Origin of the sequence: Glutamicibacter sp. FBE19, assembly GCF_015524875.1 — a bacterium.
GTDB classification, from domain to species: domain Bacteria; phylum Actinomycetota; class Actinomycetes; order Actinomycetales; family Micrococcaceae; genus Glutamicibacter; species Glutamicibacter halophytocola.
Genome location: NZ_JACKQN010000002.1, coordinates 468,890 through 481,373, shown reverse-complemented (window position 1 = coordinate 481,373; position 12,484 = coordinate 468,890). Strand labels below are relative to the sequence as shown.

13 protein-coding genes are annotated in these 12,484 nt (G+C 60.3%); 8 read left to right on the top strand and 5 right to left on the bottom strand.

What is annotated here, in order from left to right; genetic code table 11:
- Positions 1-34: 34 nt before the first annotated feature.
- Both greA and H6F58_RS05840 read right to left on the bottom strand, forming a co-directional pair.
- Positions 35-532, bottom strand: a complete 498-nt coding sequence (gene greA, locus H6F58_RS05845; RefSeq protein ID WP_060700846.1) for a transcription elongation factor GreA — start codon at positions 530-532, stop codon at positions 35-37.
- A 291-nt stretch (positions 533-823) separates the two neighbouring features.
- Complete coding sequence (locus H6F58_RS05840) at positions 824-1,243, bottom strand: DUF4307 domain-containing protein (RefSeq protein ID WP_146277815.1); 420 nt, start codon at positions 1,241-1,243, stop codon at positions 824-826.
- A gap of 242 nt (positions 1,244-1,485) precedes the next feature.
- Here H6F58_RS05840 and mca point away from each other — a divergent pair, with 242 nt between their 5' ends.
- The 5 genes from mca (at position 1,486) to H6F58_RS05815 (ending at position 7,278) form a co-directional block, all read left to right on the top strand.
- On the top strand, positions 1,486-2,352 hold the full coding sequence (mca, locus tag H6F58_RS05835) for a mycothiol conjugate amidase Mca (RefSeq protein ID WP_195181314.1): 867 nt from the start codon (positions 1,486-1,488) through the stop codon (positions 2,350-2,352).
- 43 nt (positions 2,353-2,395) lie between these two features.
- Positions 2,396-2,677: a hypothetical protein gene (locus tag H6F58_RS05830; RefSeq protein WP_194943793.1), complete on the top strand. Its 282-nt coding sequence runs from the start codon at positions 2,396-2,398 to the stop codon at positions 2,675-2,677.
- Between the two features lie 32 nt (positions 2,678-2,709).
- Positions 2,710-4,839: a DUF255 domain-containing protein gene (locus H6F58_RS05825; RefSeq protein ID WP_195181297.1), complete on the top strand. Its 2,130-nt coding sequence runs from the start codon at positions 2,710-2,712 to the stop codon at positions 4,837-4,839.
- 111 nt (positions 4,840-4,950) lie between these two features.
- Entirely contained in the window at positions 4,951-5,712 is a 762-nt protein-coding gene (locus H6F58_RS05820) for an isoprenyl transferase (protein ID WP_060700850.1), read from the top strand.
- 249 nt (positions 5,713-5,961) lie between these two features.
- Complete coding sequence (locus H6F58_RS05815) at positions 5,962-7,278, top strand: PhoH family protein (protein WP_146277818.1); 1,317 nt, start codon at positions 5,962-5,964, stop codon at positions 7,276-7,278.
- Between the two features lie 91 nt (positions 7,279-7,369).
- Here the strand turns inward: H6F58_RS05815 and H6F58_RS05810 are convergent, their stop codons facing one another.
- Entirely contained in the window at positions 7,370-8,149 is a 780-nt protein-coding gene (locus H6F58_RS05810) for a hypothetical protein (RefSeq protein ID WP_186468021.1), read from the bottom strand.
- A gap of 83 nt (positions 8,150-8,232) precedes the next feature.
- Between H6F58_RS05810 and H6F58_RS05805 the strand changes: the two genes are divergently transcribed.
- Together H6F58_RS05805 and H6F58_RS05800 are read left to right on the top strand one after the other, a co-directional pair.
- Complete coding sequence (locus H6F58_RS05805) at positions 8,233-8,736, top strand: A24 family peptidase (RefSeq protein WP_146277820.1); 504 nt, start codon at positions 8,233-8,235, stop codon at positions 8,734-8,736.
- 4 nt (positions 8,737-8,740) lie between these two features.
- Complete coding sequence (locus H6F58_RS05800) at positions 8,741-9,205, top strand: NUDIX domain-containing protein (RefSeq protein ID WP_146277821.1); 465 nt, start codon at positions 8,741-8,743, stop codon at positions 9,203-9,205.
- Between the two features lie 87 nt (positions 9,206-9,292).
- Here the strand turns inward: H6F58_RS05800 and H6F58_RS05795 are convergent, their stop codons facing one another.
- Both H6F58_RS05795 and H6F58_RS05790 read right to left on the bottom strand, forming a co-directional pair.
- Positions 9,293-11,002 carry an MDR family MFS transporter gene (locus tag H6F58_RS05795; RefSeq protein WP_146277822.1) on the bottom strand — a complete coding sequence of 570 codons (1,710 nt, stop codon included), beginning with the start codon at positions 11,000-11,002 and terminating at the stop codon, positions 9,293-9,295.
- 33 nt (positions 11,003-11,035) lie between these two features.
- Positions 11,036-11,701 (bottom strand): TetR family transcriptional regulator, encoded by a 666-nt coding sequence (locus H6F58_RS05790; protein WP_146277823.1) that lies wholly within the window; start codon positions 11,699-11,701, stop codon positions 11,036-11,038.
- 113 nt (positions 11,702-11,814) lie between these two features.
- On the opposite strand from H6F58_RS05790, the gene H6F58_RS05785 reads away from it, so the two are divergent.
- On the top strand, positions 11,815-12,384 hold the full coding sequence (locus H6F58_RS05785) for a GNAT family N-acetyltransferase (RefSeq protein WP_146277824.1): 570 nt from the start codon (positions 11,815-11,817) through the stop codon (positions 12,382-12,384).
- Positions 12,385-12,484 lie beyond the last annotated feature (100 nt).

Below are 12,484 nucleotides of genomic sequence, written 5' to 3'. Positions count from 1 at the left end.
GCAGCCGGCGAGGACTTTAAAGCTTGAAGCAGTATCAGGAAGCTTCGTACGGCTTGGCCGAAATGATTTCAACCTTGATGTCGCGGCCGTTGGGAGCTACGTAGGAAAGCTTGTCGCCCACCTTGGCGCCGTGCACGGCAACGCCGATTGGCGACTGCTCGGAGTAAACTTCCAAATCGGTATCGCCAGCGACTTCGCGGGAGCCAAACAGGAAGGTGGTTTCATCGCCAGCGATGCTCGCGACAACCATCATGCCCGGTTCGACAATTCCGTCATCTGCAGGCGCTTCGCCAACGTTGGCCCGGCGCAGCAGGTCCTTCAAGTACAGGATGCGGGCTTCTGCTTTGCCCTGCTCTTCACGGGCAGCGTGGTAGCCGCCGTTCTCCTTCAGGTCACCTTCGGAACGGGCCTGCTCGATACGGGCAACGATCTCGGCGCGTCCCGGGCCTGAGAGGAAAGTCAGTTCGTTCTGGAGCCGGTCGAAGGCTTCCTGAGTCAGCCAAACGACAGGTTCGTTGCTGTTGGTGCTCACGTTGTACTTCCTTTGGTCAGTTAGGACTTCGCTGTGGCTTGGTGGACTGCAAAGAGCCCCTCAAAGCCGAACGCCACCTGAACGGTGGCGTCGACGAAGTCGGATTCGGTACGGATCTGCGGGCTTGCGTTGTTCTATTGATGCAAGCAAAGACCCCGCCAGCTTCATGATCTGGTTTAAACCTGGACCAATCGCGGATGCGGGGCGAAACGTATCTTTTCAACGATAGTAGTCGCCAAAACGCTTTAAGCCCAATAGATTCAGCTATTAGGGAATGAACGGGCTGAAATATTAGCCCTTGTAGTCCTGGGGAACCTCGTAGCAAGTCTCGACGCCAGAGGTCACCGCAAGGTTATCGGTGTGCAGATCGACGTCGATCTGCTGATTGACCAAGCCGGTGGCCTCTCCCGGATCAAGCAGGATCGTCTTGTAGCCGACAACAGCCTTGGACTCGTTCATCGCGCGGATATCGCATTGGACACGGTCCTTGGCGTTGTATTCCACGGCGATGGTCGTCTTGGTCAAGGTCGGCGAAACGACCTCATAATGTATGTCCTGGGCGGTAATGGCGCTGTAGTTGCTAAACCCGATGTAGGCGGCGCCGGCCACGCCAAGAGCAATGGCCGAAGTGATCAGCCAATTGCGCGAGGATTTACTCAGGCTGCGTTTCTTGGGGTTGTTGTAGCGAGCCGTTAAGCTTGGATCAGACATTACTTGTCTTGCACCACTCTCTGTGCCTGGGCGGCATTTGAACTGGGAATGCCGTATGTTGGTTCCTTCAACAAGTTTACCGCCTGAGCTGAATTGGGAATAACCGGCAGTCGAGTATCAGTTGATATCAATGGTGAACAGTTTTCTCAAAAAAACCGCTGTTCAGCATAGTGGCGAAGGAAAGTAGATCAGTGGAGATTCACGACGTGAAGAAAATTGGCCCATCGCAGGGGCTCCGGCTCATGGCTATTCACGCGCACCCCGATGATGAATCTTCGAAGGGCGCTGCCACCATGGCTGCCTACGTCGACGCAGGCGCAGAAGTGATGGTGGTTTCCTGCACCGGCGGCGAACGTGGAGACATTCTCAACGCAGCAGCAGGAGAACTGGCACACGCACACCGCGATCTGCCCGGCGTGCGCCGCACCGAGATGGCCGAGGCGGCCGCGGTGCTCGGCATTAAGCACCGCTGGCTAGGCTATGTGGACTCCGGCTTGCCCGAAGGCGACCCGCTGCCCGACCTGCCTTTTGGCGCTTTTGCCCTGCAGCCGGTCGAAGTTGCCGCTGCCGGCATCATCAAGCTGATCCGAGAATTCCGTCCCCATGTCATCACGACCTACGACGAGAATGGCGGCTATCCGCACCCGGACCACATCCACAGCCACAAGGTGGCGACCTTCGCCTTCGAGCATGCCGCGAACCCCGAGATGTACCCGGAGCTGGGCGAGCCATGGTCGGTCAGCAAGCTGTACTACGACCGCGCTTTCGCGCCGGACCGCTTCCGCGCCCTGCATTACGCGATGATCGAAGCCGGCTACGATTCGCCGTATGCGGAACGGGTCGCCCAGTGGGAAGCGGACGAAGACAACCAGATGTTCAAGTGGGTTTCGCCACATACCACGACCACCCAGATTCACTGCGCAGACTTTTTCTCGCAGCGTGATCAGGCGCTGCTGGCCCACCGAACCCAGATTGACCCGGAAGGTTTCTTCTTCGCGGTGCCGGAGCACGTCTACGCTGAGCACTGGCCATGGGAGGACTACACCTTGATCTCATCCAAGGTATCCACCGATTTGCCCGAGTCGGACCTCTTCGCCGGACTAAGATAGCAATAAGCACTTCCTCGTTCCAGAAAAGAGTTGTCTGTACATCGTGAGTACGATCTTCGCGTCCTTGGCCGTAGCTTCTCAGACCACCAAGTTGGGCACGGAGACCAGCAGCGACTACGGTCCCGGATTCCTCGGCTTCATTTTCACCGCGCTCATGGTCATCGCCGTGATCTTCCTGATCCGCGACATGGTCCGTCGTGTGCGCCGCGTGCGCTACACCTCGGAAGCGGAGTCCAAGCAGCAGGATATGGTGGCCAAGGGCGAGCAGCGCAAGCTGCAAGAACCCGAGGGCCCGGTCGATCCGAAGACCGACGAATCCCAGTAGCTGCGGTGTGAGCCACGCGATAGCATGAAAGCGTGGCTCAACGACTCGCTGGCGCTGCCAGCCAATATCTCAGACAACACGCGCACCAATTAGTCGACTGGTTCCCCTACGGGGATGAAGCCTTCGAACAGGCCCGCCTGCGAGATGTGCCGGTGATGCTGTCCATCGGCTACGCCGCCTGCCACTGGTGCCATGTCATGAGCCACGAGTCATTCGACGATCCGCAGATCGCTGCGCTGCTCAACGAGAATTTTGTGGCGATCAAGGTCGACCGCGAAGAACACCCGCTGGTTGACGATACCTACATGATGGCCACCCAGGCGCTCACCGGTGCCGGTGGCTGGCCCATGACCATCTTTGCCCTGCCCGATGGACGCACCGTGCATGCGGGAACCTATTACCCCAAAGAACCCCGCGGACGCACCCCGGGGTTCAGCCAAGTGCTCCAGGCCGTGCATGAAGCCTGGGAAACCAAGCGCGAAGGCCTTGAAGAGCAGGCCGCAATGCTCGCCGATCACCTGGCAGAACTCGGCAGCAGGCAGAGCGCGCTGCTGGCCCTGGACTCCCGGGAACCGGCCCAGTCGGCTCTGGCCACGGCCACCGAACGCTGGATCCTCACGACCCGCGCCGAGGGCGGATTCACCCCGGCACCAAAATTCCCTCCCACCTGGGCGCTGAAGACGCTGTGGCATTCGATCATCACCCGCCCGGACAGCTCCCAAGAAGCCTTCAATGCCGCCGCTACCAGCCTCGAAGCGATGTTCCTGGGCGGGTTGCAGGACCATGTCGACGGTGGATTCGCGCGGTACTGCGTGGATGAAAACTGGTCGGTGCCGCATTTTGAAAAGATGCTCTACGACAATGCCGGGCTGCTTTCGCTGGCTGCGCGCAGCGCGGTGCTGGCATCCGAAGTTGCCGCAGGCACCAGCGGCAAGGCTGCTGAGCGGGCGCAGAACCTGGCGCAGCTGGCCAGGAGCAGCGCCCTGGGCATCATTGGCTTCCTCCATGAAGAACTGCTGATCGAATCCGGGCCGCACCCGGCCTTTGCCGCATCCCTCGACGCGGATTCGGCCCGCGATGGCGCACAGATCGAAGGCGCCTATTACAGCTACAACCGCGAGCAGATTACCCAGGCGACCGAACAACTGCGTTCCCGCTTGGCTCAGGGACTGGTCCGCTTCGCGCCCATTGCCGAGGATCCGCAGTACTTTTGCTTCTCGCTCGCCCGGATGCCCGAGCCCGGGGAACAAGGCGCGATCGATGAACTGGCCAGCGCTTTGCGCCAGCTGCGCAGCTCGCGCATCCGGCCGGTGCGTGATGAAAAGGTGGTTGCGGGCTGGAATGCCCTGGCCATCGAAGCGCTCTGCGATGCCTTCATGCTGCTTGGGGAGCCCAGGGCGCTGGAGCTCGCCGAGCGTGTTGCGGCCTCGCTGTGGGCCACGCACTGGGATGAAGAGACACGTCGCTTGGCCCGGGTGAGCTTTGCCGGTCGCCCAGCGCCGAACAATGAAGGGACCTTGCAGGACTATGCCGCGTTGGCCCTGGCCTTCCTGGCCTTGAAGCAGGCTACCGGCGAGGCGAAGTGGGGCCAACGCGCCAGCCAGCTGCTGCTCAGGGCCGAGGACTTTGTCGACCCGGCGACCGGGGTGCCCCGCGACGCTATCCAGGTCGATGCGCGTATTGCCGCGCAGCGCAGCGACGTCGCTGCGGTCAGCGTGCTTGATGATGCCCTTCCGGCTGCCGGCGCGCTCTATGCAAAGGCCCTGGCACTGCGCGCAATGCAGGGCATGGCCGAAGGAAACTATTCCAAAAACCATGCGGCGGGCCTCGAAACCGCGCGGGCGCTTTCGGCCCATGCGGTGGCGCTGGCTTCCGAGGCCGCTACCCAAGTGGCTACCGCCCTGGAAGTGCAGAGCATCATTTCTGCTCCCGTGCACTATCTGGCCTTGGGCTCCTGGGACACTGCCGAAGCCCAGCGGGTTCGCAAGCTTGCCTGGGCGCTGGGAGTGAATGTTCATTATGCGCCCGAATTGGCTGGTGAAGCAGCGGGGGTCAGAATCCAGCCGTGCCGCGAGGAACTATGCCAGATGCCGGTCGAGGGCTTCGGAAAATTAATGGATTTGCTGCAGATCAATGACCGGGCAGGGGGATCGGGAAATTGAGAATAGCCCGGCATTTTTTCCGCTGCGCCCGGCAGATCAGCAAAGGGCCGGGGGATTCGCGGTAGATTTAGAACCTAGACTTTTTGGATTCGATTGAAAGGCAGTGCCACGGTGCAGCTTCCCAACCTTGCGTACCGTTACTACGAACGGCGCTTGGCGAAGTCACTGCCAGCCGACAGGCTTCCGCACCACATCGGAGTCATGGTTGACGGCAACCGCCGTTGGGCCAAGCTCGCAGGTACGCCAACCATGGCCGGCCATCAAGCCGGGGCGGACAAGATCCTGGAATTCCTGGACTGGTGCGAAGAGCTGAACATCAAGATGGTCACGCTCTACATGCTCTCCACGGACAACTTGAACCGCGAAGCGAGCGAACTGCGCGACCTCTTGGAGGTCATCGGCGGAACCCTGGACCGCTTGGGCGAAACCAACCGGGTCAAGGTCCAGCAAGTCGGTGCCAAGGACCTGCTTCCAGAGGATTTGGCGCAGAAATTGGCGGCTTTGGAAACCGTTACCGAAAACCGCGCCGGAGTCCACGTGAATGTGGCAATCGGCTATGGGGGCCGCCGGGAAATCCTGGATGCCTTCAAGGCGCTTTTGGGGCAGGCCGCACACGACGGACGCACGCTCGAAGAGCTGGCCGAAAACCTCTCCACGGATGACATCGAATCGGCCCTGTACACCAAGGGCCAGCCCGACCCCGACCTGGTCATCCGCACCAGTGGCGAGCAGCGCCTGAGCGGATTCCTGACCTGGCAGAGCGCCTATTCAGAGTTCTACTTCTGCGAAGCGCTGTGGCCTGACTTCCGGCGCGTTGATTTCCTGCGAGCCCTGCGCGACTTTGCCGATCGCCAACGCAGGTTCGGCGCCTAGCGCCCGGCTGGGCGAACAGAGTTTAAATAATCGTTACCCAGAAGTTGCTTGCTGGTGGCCGTGCAAGGACTATGGTGATCATAAGGCAGGGGCATCAAGCTCCAGCTGATCGAAGGGTTCCGCACTAGATGACCAAAAGCAGCGCCAGCCGGTACAGCTACCGGACACGCCTTGGACATCCGGTGTTGGGCTTCCCCACTAACGCGTGGGGAGAGTCCCCACGCCGGATTCGAGAATGGGTGCGCTGCCATGAGCCGAACTGCCGAACAGGACGTACGAACCTACGTCATTGATACCTCGGTATTGCTTTCCGATCCGAAAGCGATGTTCCACTTTGAAGAGCATCATGTGGTGATTCCATTGACCGTGGTCACCGAGCTGGAACACAAGCGCAAGGATCCCGACCTCGGATACTTCGCGCGCCAGGCCCTGCGCCTGCTCGATGACCTGATCGCCAGCCACGGGGGACTTGCCCAAGCCGTTCCCGTGTCATCGGCCGGCGGCACGTTGCGCATTGAACTGAACCACATTGCGCCGGAAGTTCTTCCTGTGGGCATGCGCTCGGGCGACAACGACGCGCGCATCCTCGCCGTCGCCAAGCATCTGCTGGATTCAGGACTTGATGTTGCCCTGGTGACCAAGGACTTGCCGATGCGCATCAAGGCGTCAGCGATGGGGATCCACGCCGAGGTGTACCGCAACGAGCTGATCGCTTCCACCGGCTGGACCGGAATACAGCAGCTGGACCTGGACGAGGAATCGATGGCCACGCTCTATGAGCGCGAGCAGCTCTTGAATTTGCCAGCGGCGGCCGAAGCGCCTGTCAACACCGGCTTTGTCATCACCTCGCCCCGCGGCAGCGCGCTGGCCAGAAAGACCGATGACACTACCCTCAAGCTGGTTCGTGGAGACCAGCAGGCTTTTGGGTTGCACGGCCGCAGTGCCGAGCAGCGAATCGCCCTGGACCTGTTGATGGATCCTTCGGTGGGCATCGTTTCGCTTGGCGGCAACGCCGGTACTGGCAAGTCGGCTCTGGCGTTGTGCGCCGGGATGGAAGCGGTGCTGGAGCGCCGCGAGCACCGCAAGATCACCGTTTTCCGACCGCTGTACGCCGTGGGCGGCCAGGAGCTGGGCTACCTGCCGGGCTCGGAAGGCGAAAAGATGGGCCCGTGGGCCCAGGCCGTGTTCGACACCCTGGGTTCCATCGTGTCGAAAAACGCCATCGACGAGGTGCTGGAGCGCGGCATGCTCGAGGTCCTGCCGCTGACTCACATCCGCGGGCGTTCCCTGCATGACTCATTTGTCATTGTTGATGAAGCGCAGTCCCTGGAACGCAACGTGCTGCTCACGGTGCTCTCGCGCATCGGCCAGAACTCCAAGGTGGTGCTTACCCACGATGTGGCCCAGCGGGACAACCTGCACGTGGGACGCCATGATGGCATTGCAGCGGTGGTGGAACAGCTCAAGGGGCACTCGCTGTTTGGCCATGTGACGCTGACTCGTTCCGAGCGTTCAGCGATCGCCGCTTTGGTGACCGAAATGCTCGATGCGCCGATGCTGCGCTAGCTTCCAGCACATGCGCCGGCTCCCGTGCCGCGGGTGGTCAAACACCAGCGGCACGGGAGCCGGAACTGCGTGAGCAAGCATGGAACGGGGGCTACGAGCGCACTATCGGCTGATCAAGCCAATGAACCTTCTGGAAGTGCGAATTGATGTAGTACTCATCCTGGGCCAGAATCCGAAGCCTCAGATCAGGTGCGGCTGGAGCGGGGCCTGACAGCCTCTGGCGCAGAAGGCAAACGCCGGTGCCCAGATCCAATACCAGCAGCGTGCGCGTGCCAGCGGGAACCAGCGCGAAATCGGCAAGGGCCGCTTGATATGTGTGTCCGGAACTGAGCACCGCTGCCAAGGCTGGACGTCCCTCATGCATGATCTCGCTGAGTTCATGGATATAGGTGGGATGGTCAAAGGCCAAGTCCTGCGCTGCGGGCTCAGTACCGGCAATTTCCACCGGATCCAAAACCGCCGCCCAGTATTCCAGCGGCAGCAACCCATTAAATCCTGCGATCTCCGGGCGGCGGAGCACTAGGTGATCCGTCGTATAAACCGGTGTGATCAGCGTTGATGGCAACTTCCACGACGCATTGGTGGCGGCGACATAATCGCGACTTCGCTGGGCACTGAAAGTCTCTTTCTGGAAGACCAGCGCGCCCGCGGCGTTATGCACGGCGATTCCTTCGCGCTGGCGAATCTTGGCGGTCACTGTGCCGGTCAGGCCGCGCCCGGGATCGCCCAGCTCATCGGGAATATCGATTTCGACTTTGAGCGAGGTGCTCAGCCAGGGCGCGGACCGGGCCAAGGCGCGGAATCTTCGCCGCGCGGTGGAATCCGGCTCAGGGGAGCCGGGGAAGTACAACGGAGCTGAAGGCACGTCCATAATCTAATTGTATAAGTGCCTGAATTATTCACAAGGGCGAGCTGGCCATCCCATGGCATTGGGAAGATGCCTATGCTCTATACATGTCGCAGATATGGAGCGTTGCCCAAGAAGGGCCGATCGAGGGAGTCCTGGTGGCGCTCCAATTGCTGTGCTTTGGCGTTTTCGGAGTACTGCTGTCCAAGGCCGACATCGCCAGCCATCGACTCCCGAATCGGCTTGTGGGCTCGTGGCTCCTGGCCAGCCTGGCCCTGGTGATTTGCTTGGGCGCCAGCAGCGGGGGCCTGCCGGGAATCCTGCAAGGGTTCCTGGGGATGCTGCTCCTCGGCGGCGGATATTTGCTGATCAGCCTGATTTCAGCTGGGGCCATGGGAATGGGCGATGTAAAGCTGGCCGGCGTCCTTGGCCTGAATCTGGGTTACTATTCCCTGCCTGCGCTGTTTCTTGCCACGTTATTAACTTTTGTCTTGGCCACATTCTGGGTGATCGGGGGAGTGATCGTGCGCAAGCTGACATTGAAGTCGGCCGTGCCGTTTGGGCCATTCATGGTCATTGGGGCATTTGCGGTGCTGCTTGTGGCACGATGAATTTATGGCAACTCCGGAATTCATCACCAAGCTGCGAACACATATAGGGCACGAGATGCTGTGGCTCTCCGGGGTAAAAGTTGTTGTATTCCACGGTGATCGAGTGCTGCTGGTGCGCCGTGCCGATAACGGACTGTGGACTTTGCCTGCCGGCATCATTGACCCGGGAGAAGAGCCATCGCATGCTGCCCAGCGCGAGGTCCAGGAAGAGACCGGGGTGTCCTGCGAAGTCACAGATCTGGTGGGGGTGGGAGTGACCGCACCAACCGTTTATCCCAATGGCGACCATGCCCAATATCTCGACATCGTCTTCAAGGCCCGGCACCTTTCCGGGCAGGCGAGGATAAACGATGACGAAAACCTCGAAGTCGGCTACTTCGATCTGCAGGACCGTCCGAAGCTGCCGCCCTTGCATGAACGAGCTTTGTCATGGGCGCTGGAACCCCGTCCAGGTGGCTATTTCGCCTAGCTGAAAATGGAAAGAGCATCGGGATGCGGACCAGCTGGTCCGCATCCCGATGCTCTTGAGCCAATAGAACTAGTGGCTGCCGAAACCCTACTTGGCTTCCGGCGGGGTGCTCTTGTCGCTTGGGCGCTCAGCGACCAAGACATTGCCCTCGGACTCCATTGCATTCTCCGCAGGCGCAGCCTGCTGGGCGCGCTGGGCCTCTTCGAAAGCTATTGCTTCTTCTCCGCCGATGGCCTCGCCGCGGGCAACCATGCCTGCGGTGTCGGAGAGTGGAACCTGCTTGAGGAACAAGGCCAGGGCGAACGCCACAACCAGGAACGGAATCAGGTACCAGAACACCGGGGCCAAGGAGCTGGCGTAGGCGTCCACGATGCCATCACGCAAAGCATCCGGCAGTGATGACAGCGTCTGCGGATCCAAGGTGGATGCCGCCTGGCCGGCATCAGCAGCGCTGGCTCCAGCGCCGGAGAAGACATCCAGGAGCTTCTCGGAGAGGCGGTTGGTGAACAAGGCGCCGAAGATGGCCACACCCAGCGACGCACCGACTTCACGGAAGTAGTTGTTGGTGGAGGTGGCGGTGCCGACCATCTCTGGTCCGACAGCGTTCTGAACTACCAGGACGACAACCTGCATGATCAGGCCCATGCCGGCGCCGAGGACAAACAGGTAGGCGCAGATCAGCCACAGCGGGGTCTGTGCGGTCAGGGTGGTGAATGCCAGCATGGCGGCAACGGTGACGATGGTTCCGGCGATCGGATAGCCCTTGTAGCGTCCGGACTTTGAGATCGCCATGCCCGAGTAAATGGAAGTACCCATCATGCCGACCATCATTGGAACCATCAGCAGGCCGGAAACGGCGGCGGAGGTGCCCGAGGACATCTGCAGGAAGGTTGGCACGAAAGCGATCGCGGAGAACATTCCGATGCCCAGGGTGAAACCGATGGCGGTGGCGTTGATGAAGACCTTGTTCTTGAACAGGCTCAGCGGGATGATCGGGTCTTCGGCCTTGGCTTCAGCCAGGATGAACAGCGAAGCGGCGATCACCAGGCCGGCACCCCAAGCCCAGGTTTCCAGGGCTCCCCAGCCGTGAGCAGCGGAGCCGCCGAAGTCGGTGAAGAAGATCAGGCAGGTTGTGGCAATCGACAGCAAGAGCACGCCCAGGATGTCGATCTTCTTTTCTGCCTTCTTGTTTGGCAGGGTCAATGCAAACCATGCGATGGCAAAGGCGGCAATGCCAACAGGGATGTTGATGTAGAACGCCCATTCCCAGGTCATGTGGTCAACGAAGAATCCACCGAGCAGCGGGCCGGCGACGGCCGACAAACCGAAGATGCCGCCCAGGGGTCCCATGTACTTGCCGCGCTCGGAAGCCGGGACGATGTCGGCGATGATGGCCTGCGAGAGGATCATCAAGCCGCCGCCACCCAGGCCCTGGATGGCGCGGAAGACCACGAACATCCAGAAGGTGGTGGAGAAGGCGGCGCCGACAGATGCCAAGGTGAACAACGCGATGGCAATCATGAACAGGTTGCGGCGTCCGAGGACATCGCCAAACTTGCCATAGATGGGCATCACGATGGTGGTGGCCAAAAGGTAGGCCGTGGTGATCCAGGCCTGGTGCTCAACGCCGCCGAGCTTGCCGACAATGGTTGGCATGGCAGTGGAGACGATGGTTTGGTCCAGTGATGACAGGAGCATTCCTGCGATCAAGGCGGAGAAGATGATCCAGATGCGCCGCTGGGTCAATACCAGGGGTGCATCGCCCGGGGTTTTCCGGGAACCGGTAGTTGCGGTCATTGCAATCCTTGCGAGAGGTGTTGAAGGAATTATTTAGTCGTTGCTGCGTCTCAGGGGCTGGCCCATGATGTTTTGGATCCGGCCCATCAGTTCCAGGAACTCCTCGGTGAGCGAGCGTTTCCCGGAACCTTCGACATAAGCCTCGATGGCTTGGAGAGTGGTGTGCTTGAGAATGTGCAAAAGGCTTGAGAGCAGTGGATCCTGCGGATCGACTCCTTCGCGCGATGCAATGAGTTCACGGAACTCCGCGTCTTTCTTGGGTCCGGCCTGGACCATGTGCTGAAGGAGTTCCGGTTCGCGGTGGGCCACGGAGAAGAACCCATGGGTGCTCACGATTTCGGTTTCATCAAAACTCAGCCGTTCAATGACCATGTCCACCAGGTCTGCCAGAAGCGTGGGGGAAATCCCGGTGATGCCCTCCGGCCGAGCCGCCATGAAACGCTCGATGATGCCTTCTGGCATGGCGTCGGCATCGTGCCCGAAGACTGCGTCGATTTTGCTGGGGAAGTAGTTGAAGAAGGTTCTCCGGGAGATGCCTACCCGTTCGCATACCTGTTCAATGGTGAAACCGTTGAAGCCGAACTCGGCCGTTAGCTCGCGGCAATGGCGAGTGATGGACGTCCGGGTTTTTTGCATGCGTCCGCTCAACGTCGGTGCCTCGGTGGGCACTCCCGCTGCATCTTTTGCACTATCTTTCATACAGTGCAGTATTGCACTATGACTTCAAGGGTGCAACTTAAGTGATCTGCGGCATTCCATCCCTGCCAAGCCTGGGCGGAAAGCTGGATGGCGATCTGTACTAGGCTGACCCCATGAGCCAGATAGATCTCCGTAAACCAACTACTGACCTGCACCAATCATTTATGCAAAGCACCGCAGAATGGAACGGCGAGGAACAAGACGGCGCTTCGATGTTCTTCGCAGATAAATATGGCTGGGACTTGGCTGACCACACGGATTTTGAGCGCTGGGTGAAACTTCTCAACGACCTGGCAAAGCCAGAATTCACGCCAGCGCCAGGATTCGTTTCGCAAAGCACTCTCTGGGTAGTGGAAAACGGCAAGTACTTAGGCGCCGTGAGCCTGAGGCATGATCTTGGCACCGGCTACCTGGCGGAAGTCGGCGGCCATATAGGCTACGGCATCCGACCCAGCGCGCGGCGGCGAGGCCTGGCCAAGCTGGCGCTCGCCGGATCGCTGGAGCAAGCACGGAGCCTGGGACTGCCGAAAGTCCTGATCACGTGCAATGACTCCAACATCGGATCCGCTCGCACTATCGAATCATGTGGCGGTGTGCTTGAAAGCATCAAGCCGCAAAGCGAAGTTGGCCCGATATTCGGTTCACCGGAGGATGTGCGCCGCTACTGGATCACGCTGGATTAGCAGGCGCTTCATGCAGCTGCGATCCGATGCGAGCTGTTCGGGCGCTCCGGGGGCTGGCTAGCTTGCCAGCCCCGCAATAGCGGCGGCCCCTTGCCTTCCG